Source organism: Sorangium sp. So ce590, from assembly GCF_051521365.1.
In the GTDB taxonomy this organism is placed as follows: domain Bacteria; phylum Myxococcota_A; class Polyangia; order Polyangiales; family Polyangiaceae; genus Sorangium.
Window position 1 is genome coordinate 3,286,762 of sequence record NZ_CP150346.1, and the last position, 20,140, is coordinate 3,306,901.

Sequence of the window (20,140 nt, forward strand, 5' to 3'; positions counted from 1 at the left end):
CAGGCGTGATGAGCGACGGGATGAAACAGCGGTGCAGCGAGGAACGAGCGGAAGGGCGCGACTTCATCGAACGCCTGGAAGACCTCACGATCGTGAGACCCGTGGACGACTCCGAGGAACGGCTCCTCCAGGACACCGAGCTCCTGAAGCAGGAGCTCACGCGCGCGAGCTCAGGGCGCGAGTCCGGGCTGATGCGGCTCCTCGCGGCGCGGGTCGCGATGAACTGCGCCTTCCAGTTCTGGGGCCTGCTCGACGCCGACGGCACGAACTGGGAGTCGAACTATGCCTCGGTCCGCGGCGCCGGCGTGGAGCGGAGGGAAGTGCACGGAGTGCCCTTCTGGGACTGCCGCTGGTGGCAAGGCGCGCCGGAGGCCCAGGAGCGGCTGAAGGACGCGGCGCGGCGCGCGGCGCGCGGCGAGTTCGTCCGGTACGACGTGGAGATCCTCGGGGGCAACGAGGGAGAGGAGATCATCACCATCGACTTCAACCTCAAGCCCGTCAAGGACCGTCAAGGCAACGTCGTCTTCATGATCGCCGAGGGGCGCGACGTCACCGAGCAGCGGCGGCTCGAGCGGGAGGTGGCGCGGCACAGGGACGAGCTCGCGACGCTCGATCGCCTCAAGACGGAGTTCGTGGCCAACGTGAGCCACGAGTTCCGCACCCCGCTCACCCTCATCCTCGGGCGCGTGGAGGACGCCCTCTCCCGCCCGGCGGGGTCGCTCTCGGGCGAGGCCCTCGCCGCCGTACACCGGAGCACCCTCCGGCTCCTCCGGCTCGTCAACACGCTGCTCGACTTCTCGCGCATCGAGGCGGGGCGCCTCCAGAGGTCGTTCGAGCCGACCGACCTCGCGCAGCTCACCGCGGAGCTCGCGAGCTCCTTCCGCTCGCTGGTCGAGGGCGCGGGCCTGTCGCTCGTCGTCGACTGCCCGCCGCTGCCGGAGCCCGTCCACGTCGACAGGGCGCAGTGGGAGAAGATCGTGTCGAACCTCGTGTCGAACGCCTTCAAGTTCACGTTCGAAGGGGAGATCGCGGTCTCGCTCCTGCCCCAGCCGGCCCACGTCGAGCTGTGCGTGCGCGACACCGGCACCGGGATCCCGGCGGACGAGCTCCCGCGCATCTTCGAGCGGTTCCACCGCGTGCAGGGCGCCCGCTGCCGGAGCATCGAGGGCACAGGGCTCGGGCTCGCCCTCGTCCAGGAGCTCGTCCAGGTGCACGGCGGCGCCCTGCGCGCCTCGAGCGAGCCGGGTCGGGGGAGCGCGTTCACCGTGTCGATCCCGAGGGGCCGCGCGCACCTGCCGCCCGAGCGGGTCGCCGCCGCGGCGGCTCCCGCGCCCTCGCCGGCGAGCACGAACCTCCACGTGATCGAGGCGTCGCAGTGGTCCCCGCGCGGATGCAGCGGCGCGGCGCCCAGGGGCCCGGACGCGCGCGCCGGGGCCGCGCCGGGGCCGTGGCCGCGGGAGGGCGAGGGCCGGATCCTCGTCGCCGACGACAACGCGGACATGCGCGAGTACCTCGTCCACCTCCTCGCGCCCCGGTGGAGCGTGGAGGCGGTCTCCGACGGGCGGGCGGCCCTCGCGGCCGCGCTCGCGCGCCCGCCGGACCTCGTGCTGAGCGACGTGATGATGCCCGGGCTCGGCGGCGTGGCCCTCGTCCGGGAGCTCCGGGCCGACCCGAGGACGAGCATGGTCCCCGTGGTGCTCGTGTCCGCGCGCGCGGGCGACGAGGCCGTCGTCGAGGGGCTCGACATGGGGGCGGACGATTACCTGGTGAAGCCGTTCTCGGCGCGCGAGCTCCTCGCCCGCGTCAGGACGCAGATCGAGATGGCGCGGATGCGGCGGAGGGCGGCCGAGGCCGCGGAGCGGGAGCGCGCGCTGGAGCTGCCCCGCTTCCTGGACGCGGCGAGCGTGGTGCTCGCCGATTCGCTGGACTATCCGACGACGCTCGCCCGGGTCGCGCAGCTCGCGGTGCCCGTCCTCGCCGACTTCTGCCTCGTCGACCTGCTCGACGAGGAGGAGGGCGCCTTCCGGCGGGTGGGCGTGGCCTTCGCGGATCCCGCGCAGGCCGCCCTGGCCGAGGAGGCGAAGCGCTTCACGCCCAGGTTCGACGGCAACCGCGCGCACCCGCCGACCCGGGTGTTCATCGAGCAGGAGTCGTTGCTCATCGAGCATTTCACGGACGATGACATGCGCGCCATCGCGCATGACGAGGAGCACCTCCGGGTGATCCGGGCCATGGGGGGGCGCTCGTCCATGTGCATCCCGCTGGCGCGGCGGGGTCGGCTCTTCGGGACGCTGACGTTCATCGCCGCGCAATCCGGGCGCCGGTACACCCGGGACGACCTCTCGGCCGCGGAGGAGCTCGCGCGCCGCTGCGCGCTGGCCGTGGACAACGCGCGCCTGTACAAGGACGCCCAGAGCGCGATCGCCCTGCGCGACGAGTTCCTCTCGATCGCCTCTCACGAGCTGAAGACGCCGCTCACCCCGCTCTCGCTGCAGATCCAGATCCTGGCGCGCCGGGCGCCGGAGCTGTGCCCCGACAAGGAGCGCCTCGCGTGGCTCACGGACCGGCTCGGGCTCGTTCGCCGTCAGGGCGAGCGGCTGAGGCGGCTCGTCGACAACCTGCTCGACATCTCCCGCATCTCCGCGGGGCGCATTGCCCTCGAGCTGGAGCCCGTCCGGCTGTCCGAGATCGTCCGGCAGGTTGTGTCCCGCTTCCACGAGGGCGGCGAGATCGCGGAGTCGGCCTCCCGGGTCACGGTGAGCGCGGACGACGACGCCGCCGGCAACTGGGATCGGCTGCGGCTCGAGCAGGTCGTCGACAACCTCGTCTCGAACGCGCTCAAGTATGGTCAGGGAAAACCCATCGAGATCGTCGTCACCTCGACAGGCTCGATGGCCACGTTCACGATCGCGGATCACGGTATCGGGATCGCGTCCGAGCACCTCGGGCGGATCTTCGGGCGGTTCGAGCGGGCCGTGTCGGCGCGGCACTATGGTGGTCTGGGCATGGGGCTTTACATCACGAAGCAGCTGGTCGAAGCGCTGGACGGCTCGATCGAGGTGAGCTCGGTCCCTGGCGAGGGCTCGACCTTCAAAGTCACCTTGCCGCTGGCCGGCCCTGGCGCCGCGGGCCCGCGGGACCGGCCGGACGCGGGGATCGGCTGAGGCGCTCGGCGCGAGCGGGCTTCGCGGGCCCGCCCGCGGGCGCAGCGCCGCTGGACCCTGCTGTCTCGGGAGGAGAGCGACTGCGCATGACGATGAGCCGCCCCACCAAGCGCATCTTGATCGTCGATGACGACGCCGCGATCCGCCGGACATTGAGCGAGCTCCTGGAAGACGAGGGCTATGGGGTCGCGTCGGTCGCGAACGGGCGTGAGGCCCTGGAGTATCTGCGGGACGATCCGTCGTCGATCTCGCTGGTCCTGCTCGACCTGATGATGCCCGTCATGGACGGGTTCCAGTTCCGGGCCGAGCAGAAGAGCGACCCGATGCTCGCCTCGATGCCCATCGTGGTGATGACCGCGCGCGGCGGGACGGAGCGCGCCGGCATCGACGCGGACGCGGTGATCAGCAAGCCGTTCGATGTCCTGAAGCTGATGGACACCATCGAGCGGAGCTGTCGGAGGGCGTGAGAGCCGGCGGCGGAGGGGTCTCGGCGACAGTCCGGAGGGGTCTCGGCGACAGTCCGGAGGGGTCTCGGCGACAGTCCGTACCCCTCTGATCGCTCGTCGGACCGTTCCACCAGCACAGCAGCGTCCCAGGGCCTCCACGCCAATCCGGTCGGCGCCCTACGAGTCCCCCCTCGATCCGGCGATGTTCGCGAGCACCGCGAGCAGCTCCGCCGTCTCGATGGGCTTGGGGACATGGGTGTTGAACCCGGCCCGCAGGGCGCGCATGCGGTCCTCCGTGCGCGCATAGGCGGTGAGCGCGATCGCCGGGGTCCGCCCACCGCTGCTCGCCGGGAGCGCGCGGATCTCGCGGATCAGCGCGTAGCCGTCCTCGCCGGGCATGGCGATGTCGGACACGAGCACGTCAGGCCGCAGCGCCTTGAGCGCGAGCAGCGCCTCGGCGGTCGACGCCACGGCCGTCACGTGCGCGCCGCACTGCTCCAGCATCGTGACGAGGAGCTCGCGCGTGTCGTCCTCATCGTCCACGATGAGCACGTTCAGCCCCTCGATCTCCGGAGGACGATCGCTCCCGCCGGAGGTGCCCGGCAGCGACATCATCCGGCGATCCCGGGCGTGGCTCGGCACCACCGCGAGCGGCAGCCGGACGATGAACGTCGCGCCCCGCAGCTCCCCGTCGCTCAGCGCCTGGACCGTGCCGCCGTGCATCTCCACGAGGCTCTTCACGATCGTGAGCCCGAGGCCCAGCCCCCCGTGCTTGCGGGTGGTGCCGCTCTCGGCCTGCCGGAACTGCTCGAACACGTAGGGCAAGAACGCAGGATCGATGCCCTGACCGGTGTCGGAGACGACGATCTCGGCCGACGCCTCGGAGCGCTCGAGCCGGATGCGCACGACCCCGCCCCGCGACGTGAACTTCACCGCGTTGCTGAGGAGGTTCCAGATGACCTGCTGCAGCCGGCCCGCGTCCCCCGCGACAGGGCCCACCCCGGGATCGAGGAGCGGCTCCAGCCGCACCCCCTTGGCGTCGGCGGCCGGGCGCACCACCTCGAGCGCGGCGTCGATCACCGCCACGAGCTCCATCGGCTGGACCTCCAGCCGGAGCTTGCCGGCCATGATGCGCGAGATGTCGAGCAGATCGTCGATCAGCTGCGCCTGCGCCTGCGCGTTGCGCTCCACCGTCTCCAGCGCCTTCTCGCGACGATCCTCGGCGAGCTTGCCGGTGCGCAGCATCCGGATCCAGCCGAGGACCGCCGTGAGCGGCGTGCGAAGCTCGTGGCTCATCGTCGCCAGGAACTCGTCCTTCAGGTGGCTCGCGGCCTCGGCCTCCTGCCTCGCCGTCTGCGCCGCGGCGAGCAGGCCTTGCCGCTCCTCCTCGGCGCGCCTGCGCGCGGTGATGTCGAAGAACGAGGAGACGACGCCCACCACCGCGCCGTCCGAGCTGCGGAGCGGCTGCGCGTTCACCGACAGCCACAGGTCCGAGCCGTCCTGCCGCTCCAGGCGGAGCAGGACGGCCGACTGGGGCGCGCCGGTCCGGAGCGCGACCTGCGCGGGGTACATCTCGAACGGGAACAGCGAGCCGTCCTCGCGCACGATCTTGCTCGACGGATCCAGCAGCGTCGACCCGACGAGCTGCGCCAGAGGCCGCCCGAGGATCCGCTCGGCGCTCGCGTTTGCGGTGCGGATGACCCCGCGCTCGTCCTGGAGCGTGATGCCCTCCTCGAGCGCGCTGATGATCACGCGATAGCGCTCCTCGCTGTCCCGGAGCGCTCGCTCCGCCTCGAGCGCGTCGGTCTCGTCGCGCGTGATCAGCACGGCGCCGGCGGGCGATCCGTCGGCGTGCCGCAGCGGCGACGCGGTCCCGGCGAGCGCGCGGATCGAGCCGTCCGGGCGCGTCACGAGCCAGCGCGCGTTCTCGACCTTCTCGCCCCGGATCGCGCGGTGGAGCGGGTCCTCGTCGGGCCGCAGCGGCCGGCCGTCCAGCGCGAGCAGCCCGTTCGCCCGGAGCGCCTCGATCGCGGCGCTCGCGTCGCGCGCGTACACGCCGTGCTGGCGCTGGGCCTCCCCGTTGCAGATGCGCAGCGCCCCGTGCTCGTCCGTCGCCATGATGCCGTCGCCGCTCTGCTCGATGAGCGCGCGCAGCAGATCGCGCTCCACCGCCGCGATCCGCTCGGCGCGCTCGGCCCGCTCGCGGAGCCGCTTCGAGCGGAGGAGCGCGCCGACGCGCGCCGACAAAGCGGCCGGGGGGCAGGGCTTGACCACGTAGTCGTCGGCGCCCGCGGTGAGCCCCTCGACGAGGTCCTGCTCGTGCCCGGCCACGGTCAAGATGAGGATCGGCAGCCCGACCGTGGCGGGGCGCGACCGGAGCAGGCCGCAGATCTCGTTGCCCGACATCCCCGGCATCACCTGGTCGAGCACGAGGACGTCCGGGAGATCGCTCCCCGTCACGCGCTCCAGCATCACCGCGGCGTCCGTGAAGACCTGGACCTCGTACCCGGCCGCGAGCGAGCACGCCGCCATCTCGGCCTCCAGCGGCGAGTCGTCGAGGATCCACACGACCGCGCGCGGCGCGCGCTCGCTCGGAGGCGGCTCCGTGCCCCCGCCCCGGGCGCCCCGCGCGGCCGGGGCCGCATGGCGCCGCGGCGTGGCGTTCGCTTCGCGCGTCGCGTCGGCGAGCACGGAAATCATCGTTGTCGGACGATTCATCGTTCTCCAGGAGCAGCAGGGGCCGTGAGACTCCTCCTCCTCCCGCGAGGAGCCGCTCTCCGGATTGAACCGGGGCGCGGAGAGGCATTGGCTCTCCAAGCGTCGTTGCCGCCCAATCTCATCTGAGCGAGCGCCTGCGGCGATGCAAGCCCAATGCGCGGAAATGCGTGCTGTCGCGTTCTGCTACATTCCGCGCCCACCGCGCGCCGCCCGAGAACGCGCCTCTCCACCCCCGGCGCCGGCCGGACGCGCCGCCGGATGAGCGCGCCTCCGCCGCGCATCAAGCGCGGCGCTCGGGGCCGATCCGACAGGAATTCCCTGATTCGCGCGGGTGTGCACCGGCGGGCAATTGACACCCAGCGGGCATGCCAGCTATTCCCTCGACCGAGTACCGCTGTGGCAGAGATCCTCGTCGTCGATGACAGCAGGGTGATGCGTGAGATGGTCGTGGCCTGCCTGCGGGCCGAGCAGTACAGGTTCGCTCACGCGGCGAGCGGGCTCGAGGCGATTGAGACGCTATCGCTGAGGCCGTTCGATCTCGTGGTGCTCGACCTGAACATGCCCGATATCGGGGGACTCGAGGTCATCGAGTTCGTCCGGGGCCAGGACAAGCTGCGGAGCCTGCCGATTCTGGTTGTGACCACGCGGGGTGATGAGGAGTCCCGGGCCCGCGCGCTCGGCGCGGGGGCCTCGGAGTTCATGACGAAGCCCTTCACTCCCGACGCCATCCTGGCCAGCGTGCGAGCGCTCCTGGGGGAGGGTGTCGCGAGCGCCGGATGAGCGACGGGCTCGATGTAAGCGAGTTCGTGGCCGGCTACCTCGTCGAGGTGGAAGAGCACCTCTCCGCGTCCACCGCGAACCTCCTCGCCGTCGAGGCGGCCGTCCGCTCCGGGGAGTCGAACCCCAGGGCGATCCGCGAGCTCTTCCGAGCTCTTCACACCATCAAGGGCCTCTCCGCCATGGTCGGCGTGGAGCCGATCGTGGACATCGCGCACGCGATGGAGACCGTGCTCCGGGCGGCGGACAGGGCGGCCGGGAGCCTCTCCACGTCGTCGATCGAGGTGCTGCTCCGCGGGCTCAGGGCCATCGAGGAGCGGAGCCGCGCCCTCGCCGGCAAGCAGCCGGTGCCGCCCGCGGCGCCCGCGCTCCTCGACGCGCTCTCCGCGCTCGAACTCGCCGCCTCGCCGTCGCCCCCCGCGCCGACGATCAGCGCCGATCCCGAGATCCTCGCGAAGCTCGGGCCCGGCGAGCAGGTGCAGCTCGCGCAGGGCGTGGCCGGCGGGCGGCGCGCGCTGCGGGTCGATTTCATCCCGTCGCCGGCGCGCACGGCCGAGGGGATGAACATCACGACCGTCCGCGAGCGCGTCGGCAAGCTCGCCGAGATCGTCAAGGTCGTCCCGCTCTCGGTCCCGGCCAGCGACAGGGCGCCGGGCGGCATCACCTTCGCGCTCCTCGTCCTCACGAGCGCGACCGACGAGGAGCTCGCGCGGGCGGCGGGCGCCGATGGCGTCCGCGCGCTCACGGTGGAGCCCCCCGTCCCGCTGGCCGTCGCCGCCCTCACGGCGGACGATCCGGACGATCCGGCGGACCGGGAGCCCCAGCTCCGCGGCGTCGTCCGCGTCGAGGTGGCGCGCCTCGACGACGCGCTCGACAAGCTGTCGGCGCTCGTCGTCACGCGGTTCCGGCTCGCCCGGGCGGCCGCGGAGCTGCGCGCCCGCGGGGTGGACACCCGCGACCTCTCGGAGATCCTGCGCGAGCACGACCGCCAGCTGCGCGACCTGCGCGGCGCCATCATGCGCGCGCGCATGATCTCGGTGACGGAGCTCCTCGAGCGCGTGCCGCTCGTGGTCCGCGGCCTCGGCCGCGCGACGGGCAAGCAGGTCCGGATCGAGATCGACGCGGGCAAGGCGGAGCTCGACAAGGCGGTCGCGGAGCGCATCTTCCCGGCGATCGTGCACCTGCTCCGCAACGCGGTCGATCACGCGATCGAGCCGCCCGCCGAGCGGCGGCGGCTGGGCAAGCCCGAGGAGGGCGTCGTCCGGGTCTCCTGCTTCGAGCGCTCCAACAACCAGCTCGAGCTCAGCGTCGCCGACGACGGGCGCGGCATCGACCGCGCGCTCGTGGCGGCGCGGGCCGGCCGCCCCGCGCCCGACGGCGACGCGGGCCTGCTCGATCTCATCACCTTGCCCGGGCTGTCGACGCTCGACCAGGCGACGAAGACCAGCGGCCGCGGCCTCGGGATGGACATCGTGCGGCGCATCGCCGTGGAGCAGCTCGGCGGCGAGCTCTCCGTCAGCACGGCGCGCGGCGCCGGCACCACCTTCATCCTGCGGATCCCGCTCACGTTGACCATCGTGGACGCCTTCTCTTTCCTGTGCGGAGGCCAGCCGTTCGTGACGCCCGTCGCCGGCGTGGAGGAAGTCCTGGAGATCGACGCGGCCCGCATCTTCCGCGGCCCGGTCGCGGGCGCGACCCGGGGCGGGGCGGAGCTGCCCGCCGCGGGCCGCGACCGGGGGCCTGTCGCGGGCCGCGCCCGGGGCGGGGCCGAGCTGATCGAGCGCCGCGGCGAGGTCGTGCCGCTCGTCGACCTCGCCGCGCTCTTCGAGCTCGGGGCCTCGTCCGCGAGCCGGGCGCTCGTGGTGCGGCGCAACGGCGCGCCCTTCGCGTTCGGCGTGACCCGCGTGCTCGGCCAGCAGGAGGTGGTCGTGCGGCCGCTCGAGGACCCGCTCGTCAAGGTGCCGGGCGTGTCCGGCTCGACCGATCTCGGCGACGGGCGCCCCACGCTCGTCCTCGATCTCGTGAACCTCAGCGGCAGGCTCTCCTCCGGCCACGGCGGCCGCGACGGCCTCGTCCGGGTGGCCTCATGAACGACCTGCACGTGGTCCTGAAGGTGGCGGACACCGAGTACGCGATCTCGGCGGCGGACGTGCTCCACATGGAGTCGTTCACCGGGGCGACCCGGGTGCCGGGGACGCGGTCGTACGTCGGCGGCCTCATCCAGATCCGGGGCCGCGTCGTGCCGGTCGTGGATGTGCGCACCCGCTTCGGGCTCCCGACCGTGGAGCCGACGCTGGACTCGCGGGTCATCGTCGTCCAGAGCGGCGGCCGCACCGTGGGCCTCCTGGTGGACAGCGCGCGGGAGGTCGTCAACATCGGCGCCGACGCGCTGCGGATGCCCCCCGAGGTCATGGCGGAGGAGAGCGCCGGGTTCGTGAGGGCGGTCGCGCAGCTCGGGAAGCGGCTCGTCATGCTCGTCGACGTCGGCAGGATCATCGGTGAGGAGCAGGATCATGGCAGTTGATGCAATCGCGGACATCGACGGAGCGCTCGCGCGGGCAGAGCAGACCGAGCACTCGTTCCGTCAGGCGATCACGGCCGTGGCCGGCGCCGAGCAGGCGGCCACGCGGCTCGCCGCCGCCGGCGCCGAGCACGCCGCCTCCGGCAGGCAGCAGGGCGCCGCGGCGGGGGCGCTCGCCGGCGAGCTCGAGGAGGCGGGGGCGGCGGCGCAGGCGCTCGCCCGATCGGGGCAGCGGATCAGCGACGCCGTCGCCGAGGCCGCGCAGGGGTCCGAGGTGATGACGAGCGGCCTCGGCGCGCTCGCCCCGGCGTTCGCCGGCGTGAAGGGTGACGCCGACGCGCTCGCCGGCTCCGCGGAGATGACGGCGGCGGCGCTCGAGGAGCTCGCCCGTTCGGTGAAGGCGGTGAGCGCCAGCGCCGAGGAGCTCGCGTCCTCCAGCGAGGAGCTCCTCGGCTCCGTCTCGGTGACGTGCGGGGCCGCCGACGAGGCGGCGGCCCGCGGCGAGAGCAGCGCCGCGGCGCTCGAGGAGATCGGCGCCACCATCGAGGAGATGTCGAAGGGCGTCGCGCGCCTCTCGGCCGACGCCAGGGCGGTCGGGGCGCAGATCTCGACCATGGCCGGCACCGTCGCGGGCGTGAGCGGCTCCCTCGACCGCGTCGCGCGGGACGCCGCCGAGATGGCGAGCGCGGTCGAGGAGACCGCCGCGACCGCCGAGCAGATGGCGCGGTCGATCCGCGGGGTGGCGGAGAGCGCCAAGGGGCTCGACGCGAGCGCCTCGCTGACCGCGAGCACGATCACCGAGATCGCGAGCTCGGTCGAGGAGGTCGCGGCCACGGCCGAGAAGAACGCGGCGACCATCGAGGCCAACGCGGTCGCCGCCGAGCAGCTCGCGCGGACCGCGCAGCAGGTCTCGCAGAGCGCCGAGCAGATCAGCGGGCTCGCGTCCGGCAACGCCGCCGCCTCGTCGCAGGTCGAGGCCTCCACGCGGCGGATCGTCTCCATCGTCGACACCGCGCGCACGACCGCCGAGCAGGGCATCGCGACCGCGCGTCAGGGCGCCGCGACGGTGGGCAGGTCCATCGCCGGCCTCGGGAGCATCCGGCAGGCGATGGCCGACTCCGCGGCGGTCATGAAGGAGATGGGCAAGCGGGCCGAGGAGATCGGCGACATCGTCCAGACGATCAACCTGATCGCCGACCGCACGAACCTCCTGTCGCTCAACGCGAGCATCGAGGCCGCGCGGGCAGGGGAGCACGGCCGGGGCTTCGCCGTCGTCGCCGAGGAGATCAGGAACCTCGCGGACCGCGCGGCCGTCTCGAGCGCCGAGATCGCCAAGATCGTCCGCGCGCTCCAGTCGAGCGCCCGCGAGGCGGTGGCCGCCTCGACCGAGGGCGTGAAGGTGGCCGACGAGGGGACCCGGCTCGCGGGCGACGCCGAGCGGGCGCTCGCGTCCATCCTGCAGGGGGTCGAGGAGCTCGGCCGCTCCATCCGCGAGATCGACCGAGCGAACGCCGATCAGGTGCAGGTGGTGGGCTCTCTCACCCAGACCGCGTCGCGCATGAGCGAGGAGGGCAGGGCGGTCGCGCGCTCGGCGGCCGAGCAGACGAAGGCGGTCCAGGCGCTCGCGCAGGCGAGCTCCGAGATGCGGCGCATGGCCCGGCAGACGAAGGAGGCGACCGCCGAGCAGGCGCGCGCGCTGCGCGACGCCGTGAAGGCGAACGCGCAGCTCACGTCGAGCGCCGAGCGGGTGTCGCGGGCGATGGAGGAGCAGGCCACGGGCGCATCGCAGCTCGCGAAGGTCGCCGCGCAGATGCGCGCGCTGACCCATCAGACCAGCACCGCCATGGTCGAGCAGACCCGCTCCCTGGCCGGGATCACGGCGCTCACGCAGGAGGTCTCGGGCGCGTCGCAGCGGATGGTCGCCGGCCTCGCCGAGCAGGCCGGCGGCGCGACCGAGGTGTCGCGCGCCATGGATGACATCCGGAAGCTGTCGGTCCAGTCGGCGCGGGGGAGCGGCGAGCAGGCGCGGGCCGCGAAGCAGCTGGAGGCGTCCGCCCGCCAGGTCGCGCGGCTCGCGGCGACGGTGACCGCCGCCACGTCGGATCAGAGCAAGGCGACGGCGTCCCTCGCGAAGGAGGGGGAGTCCGTGCGCCGGATCGCCAAGCAAATGGCGCGGGCGGTGGCCGATCAGGCGGAGTCCGTCGCGGCGCTCGCGTCGGGCGCGAGCCGGCACGCGTCGTCGCTCCAGGGCATCGCCAGGGGGGCCGCCGAGCTCTCGGCCCGGAGCGAGCAGCACGCCGCGTCGCTCGCCCGCCTGCGCGACCCGATCCGGGAGATCGTCGCCGCCGCGGCCAGGCAGGCGAGGGAAGCCGGCGCGGTCGCGGCCGACGCCGGCCACGTGCTCGAGCAGGTCGGCAGGATCCGGCACGCGAGCGCCGAGCACGTGGACGCGGTCGCGGGCGTCGCCGCAGCGATCGCGCACCTCAGGGCGAACGGAAGGCAGCCCCACGCCGCGCCGGAGACCTCGTGATCTCTCGGCGGCCCGCGCTCGCGGTCTCGGAGGCGGAGCGGCGGCGCGTCGATCAGGTGGATCGGCTCGCCGCCTCCGGGACGCTGGGGGTGCCGTCGCTCGTCGAGATGCTCGCGGATCCGAGCTGGACCGTGCGGCGCGCCGTCGTCGCGTCGCTGGCCGCGCTCGGCGACGCGGCGGTGGCGCCGCTCTGCGCGTGCCTCTCCGCGTGGCGCGACAGCGAGGCGCGCATCGCCGCCGCGGTCGACGCGCTCGTCGCGTCGCTCGGCGACGTCGACGACGCCGTGCTCGCGCTGACGCGGGACCCTCGCCCCGCGCTCGTCGCCGACGCGGCGCAGATCCTCGGGCGCCGCAGCAGCGCGAAGGCGGTCTCCCGGCTCGCGGAGCTCACGTCGCACACCGACGACAACGTGGCGGTCGCCGCGATCGAGGCGCTCGGCCGCGTCGGCGGCAGATCGGCGGTCGACGCGCTCGTGGTGGCCGTCACCAGCGGAAATTTCTTCCGTGTCTTTCCGGCGATCGACGTGCTGGGCCGGAGCGGCGACCCGCGCGCGATCGACCCGCTGGTGGCTCTCCTGGACGATCCGCGTTACCTGCTCGAGGCGGCGCGGTCGCTCGGCCGCACATGCAGCCGGAGCGCCGTGGCGCCGCTGATGCGCCTCCTCGGGCGCCCGAGCGACGCGGTCGCGCGCGTCGCCGCGGTGGCGCTCGCCGAGCTGCGCGAGCGGTACCGCGAGCGCTACGGGACGGCCGCGCCGATCGACGAGGCGCTCCGGGGCGAGGCGCCGGCGCCCGGCGCGGCGCGGCGGCTCTCGCAGAGCCTCGCGGGGGCGGATCCGGCCGAGCAGGCCGTCATCTGCAGCGTGCTCGGCGCGATCGGGGGCGAGGACGTCCTGCTCGATCTGACCCGCCTGCTCGACGCCGATCCCCCCGTCGCGAGCGCCGCGGCGGAGGCGCTCTTCCAGCTCTCCCGGAGCGCGGACTCCCGGGTGCTCGCGGCGCTGCGCGACGGCGACAGCTCCCGCAGGCTCCTGCTCCTGCCGCTCGTCCGGGGCGTCGCGGCCGCGGGTGACGTGGAGCAGTGCCTCGCGGATCCGGACCCGGAGGTCCGCGCGGCGGCGTGCGACGCGCTCGCGCGCATCTCGGAGCCCGGCTCGGCGCGCGCGCTGTTCCAGCTCCTCGACGACCCGAACCCCCGCGTGGTCCACGCCGCGACGACCGCGATCCAGTGCCTGGGCGGCCCCGACGTCGAGGCGCTCGCGCTCGCCGCGGCCCGCGAGGGGACCCCGGCCGTGCGGCGGACGGCGCTGCGGATCCTCGGCTACTTCGCGCCCCCCTCGGCGCTGCCGGTCTTCCTCGACGGCCTCCGCGATCCCGATCTGCGGGCGCGCGAGCGGGCGATCCACGGCCTCGCGTCTTTCGCGCAGCCGGAGGCGATCGAGGCGCTCGCCGTGCTCGCCGCCGACGCCTCGGAGCGGGTCCGGGCGGTGGCGATGCGGGCGCTCGGGCAGGCGCAGCGGGCGCCACGCGTCATCGAGGTGCTCCTCGTGGGGCTCCGCGACGACGACGCGTGGGTCCGCTACTACGCGTGCCAGTCGCTGGGAAAGCTCGGGTGGGAGGCGGCGGCCGGGCTCATCGCCGAGCGGCTCCGGGACGAGAGCGGCCAGGTGCGCGTGGCGGCGATCGAGGCGCTGTCGGCGATCAAGGGCGACCTCGCGCTCTCGGCGCTGGAGAACGCCGCCCGGGCGAGCGACACGGACATGCGGCGCTCGGCGCTGATCGGGCTCGGCATCGCCGGGCGGGAGGCGTCGCTGCCGACCTTGCTCGGCGCGCTCTCGTCCCCGGACGTGGCGACCCGGCTCGTCGCGGTCTCGGCGATCTCCGGCTTCTCGTCGCCCGAGGTCCTGCCGGCGCTCGTGCGCGCAGCGGGCGACCCCGACGAGAGCGTGCGCGCGGCGGCGACCAGCTTCATCGCGGGGCGGCCCGGGGTCGACGCGACGAGGAGCCTCATCGCGCTGCTCGTCGCCTCGCAGGCACAGGGACCGCTCCCCGCCGCGCTGTCCACGCCCGTGCCGGGGCGCATCGAGGGCATCCTCGACGCGCTCGCGGCGGCGGACGACGAGCTCGCGCCCGTCCTGACCGCGGCGCTCGCGCGGATGCGGCTGCCGGCGGCGCACACATCGCTCCTCGATGCGCTCCGGCTGCCGCACGCGCCGGCGCGGAAGGCGGCGGCCACGACGCTCGCCGCGGTGGCCACACGGGAGGGCTTCGCGGCGGTCGAGCTCACCTCGCGGGCCGATCCGGATCCGGAGGTGCGACGCGTGGCCGCGTCCGTCCTCTCGCAGTGGGCATGACGCCGTTGTCATGACGAGCCGCCTCCCCATCTCTCCGCAGGTCTTCGCGATCTTCAGCGCCCTCATCGCCGAGAAGATCGGCGTCCACTACGACGCCGGCGATCGCGAGCTGCTCGGCGACAAGCTCGCGGTGCGCGCCCTCGACGCCGGCTTCGACTCGCTGCTCGATTACTACTACTTCCTCCGCTACGACCCGGCGGGCGCGGCCGAGATGGACGCGCTGATCGACGCGCTGGTCGTGGGCGAGACGTATTTCTTCCGCGAGCTCGCGCAGCTCGAGGTCGCGGTCTCGGAGCTCGTCGCGCCCCGCGTGGCGGCGGGCGAGCGGCCGCGGATCTGGTCGGCGGCCTGCTCGAGCGGCGAGGAGCCGTTCACGATCGCGATGCTCCTGGCCGAGCGGGGCCTGCGTGACAAGGTCGATCTCGTCGCGAGCGACATCAGCCCGCGGGCGCTCTCGCGCGCCCGGGCCGGCGTGTTCGGGCCGCGCTCGCTCCGGAGCAACGCCCCGCCGCCTCCGTTCGCCCGCCGGTGGCTGGAGGTGACGCCCGAGCGGGTCGTCGTGCGCCCCGAGCTCCAGGGGGCGATCGACTGGCGGCGGATCAACCTGCTCGCGGCGCCCGACGTCACGTCGCTCGGGCCGTTCGACGTCATCGTTTGCCGCAACGTGCTCATCTATTTTCATGACAACACGGCGCGGTGGGTGATCAATAACCTCTCTGGGGCGCTCGCCGCGGGCGGGTTCCTCCTGGTCGGGGTCTCCGAGTCGCTGCTGCGGCTCGGCACCGCGCTCAGCTGCGAGGAGCGGGGCGGCGTGTTTTTCTATCGGAAGACCGCGCAATGAAGATCCCGCCTGTCCGCGTGCTCGTGGTCGACGACTCTGCCTTCGTGCGCAAGGTGCTGCGGCAGGTCCTCGGCGCGAGCGCCTCGATCGAGGTCGTCGATACGGCCATGGACGGCCTCGACGCGCTGGAGAAGATCGAGCGCTACAAGCCGGATGTGGTCACGCTCGATCTCGTGATGCCGAACCTCGACGGCATCGGCGTGCTCAGGTCGTTGCCGCGCGAGGGCGCGCCGCGGGTCGTCGTGGTCAGCAACTCCGAGGCGGACAGCGAGCTCGGCGTCGAGGCGCTCCAGCAGGGCGCGGTCGATCTCGTCGAGAAGCCGACGTCGCTCGCGACCGATCGTCTCTTCGAGCTCTCGGACGAGCTGGTCCGCAAGGTGCTCGCCGCGGCCGGGGCGAGGGTCCACCCGGCAGCGCCTCGCCCGCTGCCGCCGCCCCTGCCCGGCGCGATCCCCGCGCTGCCGCGCACGCGCCTCGTCGTGGTCGGCACGTCGACCGGCGGCCCTCAGGCGCTGACGCGGCTCTTCGCGGCGATGCCCGGCGATTTCCCGGTCCCCGTCGTCGTCGCGCTGCACATCCCCCCGGGCTACACGGAGTCGCTGTCGCGCCGCCTCAACGACGGGAGCGCGCTCTCGATCGTCGAGGCATCGGACGATCTCCAGCTCCGGCCCGGGCTCGCGGTCATCGCGCGCGGGGGGACGCACCTCGAGGTCCGGCGCCAGCGGGAGCGCGCCAGCGTCCGCTTCGCCCAGGCGGTCAGGGCGTCCCTTTATTGCCCGTCGGTCGATCTGCTCTTCGCGAGCGCCGCGGCCGAGTTCGGGTCGGGCGTCCTCGGGGTCGTGCTGACGGGCATGGGGGACGACGGCCTGGAGGGGTCCCGGGCGATCCAGAAGGCCGGCGGGAAGATCCTCGTAGAGGCCGAGTCGTCCTGCGTCGTCTACGGCATGCCCCGCCGCGTGCTGGAGGCCGGGCTCGCCGCGGCGCAGGCGCCGATCGACGAGATGCCCGCGGCCATCGTGCGGCACCTCTGACGCCGGGCGACGTCGCGCCCGTCAGAGCGGCCAGTAAACGACCTTTCCCTCGATCTCCTGGAACGTGGCCGCGTTGCCGTCCTGGGAGACGATGAAGGCGATCCGGTCCGGGTACCCGGCCACGAACGCCGCCGCCGCGCGGTGGCGGGTGCCGCGCGCGTCGAGGCTCAGGCTCGCATCCATCCTCTGGTCGGGGGTGGCGGCGAAGACCTCGGAGATGATCGCCCTCGGCGGGGGCAGCTTCGCCCCGAACGCGAGCACGTCGAGGGCATGGCTCATCACCACCGCGCCGTCGACGGTCGTCAGCCGCACGATGAGGTCGAGCAGCCGGTTGATGCGCTCGGCGCCCTCGATCGCGTGGTCCGAGCCGCGCGCCTGCCTGTGCGCCGCGGGCTGCTCTCCGTGCGACTGCCGCCGCTCGCTCGGCGGATGGCTCTCGTGGACGTCGAGGATGGCCGCGCCGAGGCACAGGGAAGGCTCCAGCCGCTTGACCTCGGTGTCGAGCTGATTCCCCTCCTCGCCGAAGAGCTGCGGCAGGCCTTCGCCCGGGCCCAGGACGGCGACGAGCCCGCCGCGCCCGAGCTCGACCATCCCGTCGACGATGCGCAGGAGATAGCTGCGCACCTGGCGGACGAGCGGCCTGCCGTGGTCCCCGAGGACGGTCCTCGCGATGGATTCCAGCTGCGGCCGGCTCTTGGACATCCATGTCCGCACGGCGCCGCGCTCGTAGCGGACGATCTCCCACTCGCCGCGGTACACGGCCACGACACCGGGCTTCGGGACGACGACGCGCACGAGCTGATCGCTGTCGAACGAACGCCGGCCGTGCGGCGTCGCGATGCCGGCGATCACGAGCGACCCGCCGAGCGGCACCACGGACAGGAAAGAGCGCGGCCATGCGCACGCGGAGGCGAGGTTGGCCACGTGCTCCACGTCGAACGCCACGGCGGACCCGAACCGCACGAGATCCCACGCGGGCTCGTCGAGCTCGAGGTCGGCGAGGCTCCCGGCGAACACGATGCCGACCGGGTTCAGCCGCCCCTCTTCCGTCGCCATGGACGCGAAGAACATCGTCTCGATCAGCTCGGTCAGGATCGTCGCGAAGGGGGGCGGCGACGCCGCGTCGGGGGCGACGCCGGCGCTGCAAGCCAGCTGCTGCGCCGTGAGCTCGGGCTGCTCCTGCAGCTCGAGAAATGCGGCCGTGACATCCGCAGGATACTTGAGGCGCATGAGCTCGTTCTATCATCCCGAGCGCCGCCGGTCAGGCCGACGGGCTGCATATGGGCTCGTTCTCAGCGTCGCAGCGCGGCGCGCTACGTCGCGATGCCTGCGCAGGCCGGTATTGTTACGCATTCTCACGAATCGTTACGAGACGAGCCGTGTGGCATCACGCGGCCCGGCGCGAGCGCTCCTCTTTACTCTTCGGGGTCTCTGCTTTTCGCACCTTCGAGCGGGCGTCGTCGGCCCGCTTGTCGTCGTTTGCGACGTTGGCAGCCTTCGCGCCCTTCTGGCCGAGCCTTCGCGATGCCGACCTTGCCCGTCTTCCGCAGGGCCTCGCGCAGGAGCACGTACGCCGTGACCGACGATTTCTTCTTGCTGTTCGGCGATGCGGGGGCGAGGTAGTACGGCTTCTCGTAGTACATCGGGTCGATCTTCGAGGCATCGACGAAGTCGAGGATATCCACGGTCTGCGTCGCCTCCACGTTCGCGCGGCGCAGGTCCTCGTCGGACATGACGACATACCCCGCGCGTCGCGCCCGTCCCGGCTGCTCGGCGCCCGCCGCGCCGCGGCGCCGCCGGGGCCGGCGTCGCGCTTCGCCACAGCGGGCCTCGGGCGTGGCGATTGCTGCCCCGCTGGTCCGGGTCCGCTATAAACAGCGGTCGACATGCCGCGCCGGACCCACGACCTCCACGGAGCTGCGCCGGACAACAGCCGGACCGCGCTCCTCCTCATCGACGTCATCAACGACCTGGACTTCCCGGAAGGCGACCGGCTGCTCGCCCATGCCCTCCCGATGGCGCACCGCATTCGCGCGCTGAAGCAGCGGTGTCGCGACGCCGGCATCCCCGCGGTCTACGTGAACGACAACTTCGGCCGCTGGCAATCCAACTTCCACCGGCAGATCGAGCACTGCCTCGAGGAGGGCACCCGCGGCCGGGAGATCGCGGCGCTGCTGCGGCCAGGAGAGGAGGATTATTTCGTGCTCAAGCCCAAGCACTCGGGCTTCTACGGCACCACGCTGGAGATCCTGCTCGAGTCGCTCGGCGTGCAGACGTTGATCCTCACCGGCATGGCGGGGAACATCTGCGTCCTGTTCACGGCGAACGACGCCTATATGCGCGATTACCGGCTGCTCGTCCCGTCGGACTGCATCGCCTCGGAGGGCGAGGAAGACAACGGCTATGCGCTCCGCCAGATGCAGCGCTTCCTCAAGGCCGACATCACGCCGTCGGACGAGGTCGACCTCGAGCGGCTGCCCGCCTGACGCCTCCGGGGGGGCCGGGCGTCCGGCGGGCAGCTGCCCGAGGTCACGTGTCGCGTCAGGGCGTCACGCTCAGGCGAGCGCCCGCTGCTTCGACGAGATGCCCTCCTCGCTGAGGACCGCGATGTCGGTCGCGCCGCCCCGCTCCAGGACCTGCTTGGCGAGCGCGCGCTCGTTGCTGTCCTCGACGTGGACGGAGATGAGGATGTTGCCGCCCTTGATCTTGCCCTCGTACTGCTTGGCCTCGACCTCGGGGATGCCGAGCCCGATGAGGGCGCCGGTCACGCCGCCGACCGCCGCGCCCGCCGCGGCGCCGCTCAGCGCGGCCATGATCGGGCCGGCCGCGATGAAGGGCCCGAGCCCGGGGATGGCGAGCGCGCCGATGCCGGCGAGCAGGCCGATGGTCCCGCCGAGGGCGCCGCCCGCGCTGGCGCCCGCGGTCGCGCCCTCGGGCGCCTTCGTGTTCTTCTCGTGCGCGAAGTCCCGCGTCCCGTGCTTGTCGGGGAACAGCGCCGAGATATCGCTGGTCATGAAGCCGGCGCGCTGGAGCTCGCCGACGATGATGTCTGCCTGCGCGAGCGTGCTCACGAGGCCCAGGACCGCTTTCTTCGTTGCCATGGTGTCTTCCTTTCGGACTGGTTCAGTCAACGTCAACTTCGAGCTGGTTATCGACCCGCTGGACGCCCGGGATCCCCTGCGCGATCGCGGCGATGTCGGCCTTCTCCTTGTCGCTCTTCACCGGGCCGCGCAGCGTGACGACCTGCCCGCTCGTGATGATCTTGACGTTCTTGGCGTTCATCGACAGCGCGTCGCTCGCGACCACCGCCTGGCGGATCTTCTGCGTGATCGTGCGGTCGGCCTCGTTCTCGCCCTGATCCCCGGGGGTCAGCGCGGCCGGGTCGCGATCGCGATCGTTCTTGTCCGTGTTGTCGGCGGCCACCGGCGTGGGGTTGTTCGCGCGCTGGGCGACCTCACCCGGCACCGTCGCGGTGTTGTTGTTCGAGCGAGGCGTGCCTTCTGCTCTGTCGCAGCCGACCGCGGCAGCGATCGAGAGAGACGTCATGAAGAAGAGTTTCGCTGTGTCCATGACCCGATGCCCTCGCAAGCCTTGGGCCATCTCGGGCAGAGAGCGCCTGTCGGCGCACGGCTGCGGTCGGGGCGGACCATGAACCCCGTCACTTCTGATAATGAGTTGTCTTTTTCGCGCTGCACCGTGGACGCGTCGCCCGCGCGCGTGGCAGCGACGCGAAGCGACTGGCAGCCTCATGCGTGGAT

15 protein-coding genes are annotated in these 20,140 nt (G+C 73.0%); 10 read left to right on the plus strand and 5 right to left on the minus strand.

Annotated features, from left to right (window positions below):
* The first annotated feature begins 20 nt into the window (after window positions 1-20).
* Together WMF28_RS12570 and WMF28_RS12575 are read left to right on the plus strand one after the other, a co-directional pair.
* Window positions 21-3,164 (plus strand): ATP-binding protein, encoded by a 3,144-nt coding sequence (locus tag WMF28_RS12570; protein WP_437602428.1) that lies wholly within the window; start codon window positions 21-23, stop codon window positions 3,162-3,164.
* 92 nt (window positions 3,165-3,256) lie between these two features.
* Window positions 3,257-3,631, plus strand: a complete 375-nt coding sequence (locus WMF28_RS12575) for a response regulator (RefSeq protein WP_437602429.1) — start codon at window positions 3,257-3,259, stop codon at window positions 3,629-3,631.
* Window positions 3,632-3,787: 156 nt separating this feature from the next.
* Here the strand turns inward: WMF28_RS12575 and WMF28_RS12580 are convergent, their stop codons facing one another.
* On the minus strand, window positions 3,788-6,328 hold the full coding sequence (locus tag WMF28_RS12580; protein WP_437602430.1) for a hybrid sensor histidine kinase/response regulator: 2,541 nt from the start codon (window positions 6,326-6,328) through the stop codon (window positions 3,788-3,790).
* A 396-nt stretch (window positions 6,329-6,724) separates the two neighbouring features.
* Here WMF28_RS12580 and WMF28_RS12585 point away from each other — a divergent pair, with 396 nt between their 5' ends.
* The 7 genes from WMF28_RS12585 to cheB are packed head-to-tail and all read left to right on the plus strand — an operon-like array spanning window position 6,725 to window position 16,382.
* A complete protein-coding gene (locus WMF28_RS12585; RefSeq protein WP_437602431.1) occupies window positions 6,725-7,108 on the plus strand; it encodes a response regulator transcription factor in 384 nt (127 codons plus the stop codon).
* Window positions 7,105-9,195: a chemotaxis protein CheW gene (locus WMF28_RS12590; protein WP_437602432.1), complete on the plus strand. Its 2,091-nt coding sequence runs from the start codon at window positions 7,105-7,107 to the stop codon at window positions 9,193-9,195. Before WMF28_RS12585 ends, WMF28_RS12590 begins: the two co-directional genes overlap by 4 nt.
* On the plus strand, window positions 9,192-9,629 hold the full coding sequence (locus WMF28_RS12595; RefSeq protein WP_437602433.1) for a chemotaxis protein CheW: 438 nt from the start codon (window positions 9,192-9,194) through the stop codon (window positions 9,627-9,629). Before WMF28_RS12590 ends, WMF28_RS12595 begins: the two co-directional genes overlap by 4 nt.
* Window positions 9,619-12,156, plus strand: coding sequence for a methyl-accepting chemotaxis protein (locus WMF28_RS12600; protein ID WP_437602434.1), 2,538 nt, complete (start codon window positions 9,619-9,621; stop codon window positions 12,154-12,156). The genes WMF28_RS12595 and WMF28_RS12600 overlap by 11 nt, the downstream gene beginning before the upstream one ends.
* The gene (locus WMF28_RS12605; protein ID WP_437602435.1) at window positions 12,153-14,510 is read left to right on the plus strand and encodes a HEAT repeat domain-containing protein; all 2,358 of its coding nucleotides are present in this window, start codon (window positions 12,153-12,155) and stop codon (window positions 14,508-14,510) included. Before WMF28_RS12600 ends, WMF28_RS12605 begins: the two co-directional genes overlap by 4 nt.
* A 10-nt stretch (window positions 14,511-14,520) precedes the next feature.
* Window positions 14,521-15,351, plus strand: a complete 831-nt coding sequence (locus tag WMF28_RS12610) for a CheR family methyltransferase (RefSeq protein ID WP_437602436.1) — start codon at window positions 14,521-14,523, stop codon at window positions 15,349-15,351.
* Window positions 15,348-16,382, plus strand: a complete 1,035-nt coding sequence (cheB, locus tag WMF28_RS12615; RefSeq protein ID WP_437602437.1) for a chemotaxis-specific protein-glutamate methyltransferase CheB — start codon at window positions 15,348-15,350, stop codon at window positions 16,380-16,382. The genes WMF28_RS12610 and cheB overlap by 4 nt, the downstream gene beginning before the upstream one ends.
* A gap of 21 nt (window positions 16,383-16,403) precedes the next feature.
* Here the strand turns inward: cheB and WMF28_RS12620 are convergent, their stop codons facing one another.
* Together WMF28_RS12620 and WMF28_RS12625 are read right to left on the minus strand one after the other, a co-directional pair.
* A complete protein-coding gene (locus tag WMF28_RS12620) occupies window positions 16,404-17,612 on the minus strand; it encodes a putative sensor domain DACNV-containing protein (protein ID WP_437602438.1) in 1,209 nt (402 codons plus the stop codon).
* Between the two features lie 185 nt (window positions 17,613-17,797).
* Window positions 17,798-18,115 carry a Ku protein gene (locus tag WMF28_RS12625; protein WP_437602439.1) on the minus strand — a complete coding sequence of 106 codons (318 nt, stop codon included), beginning with the start codon at window positions 18,113-18,115 and terminating at the stop codon, window positions 17,798-17,800.
* 153 nt (window positions 18,116-18,268) lie between these two features.
* On the opposite strand from WMF28_RS12625, the gene WMF28_RS12630 reads away from it, so the two are divergent.
* Window positions 18,269-18,868, plus strand: a complete 600-nt coding sequence (locus WMF28_RS12630) for a cysteine hydrolase family protein (RefSeq protein ID WP_437602440.1) — start codon at window positions 18,269-18,271, stop codon at window positions 18,866-18,868.
* Between the two features lie 69 nt (window positions 18,869-18,937).
* Here WMF28_RS12630 and WMF28_RS12635 read toward each other — a convergent pair whose 3' ends face one another.
* Entirely contained in the window at window positions 18,938-19,483 is a 546-nt protein-coding gene (locus WMF28_RS12635; RefSeq protein ID WP_437602441.1) for a DUF3341 domain-containing protein, read from the minus strand.
* Between the two features lie 22 nt (window positions 19,484-19,505).
* Window positions 19,506-19,952 (minus strand): BON domain-containing protein, encoded by a 447-nt coding sequence (locus tag WMF28_RS12640; RefSeq protein WP_437602442.1) that lies wholly within the window; start codon window positions 19,950-19,952, stop codon window positions 19,506-19,508.
* Between the last annotated feature and the right edge of the window lie 188 nt (window positions 19,953-20,140).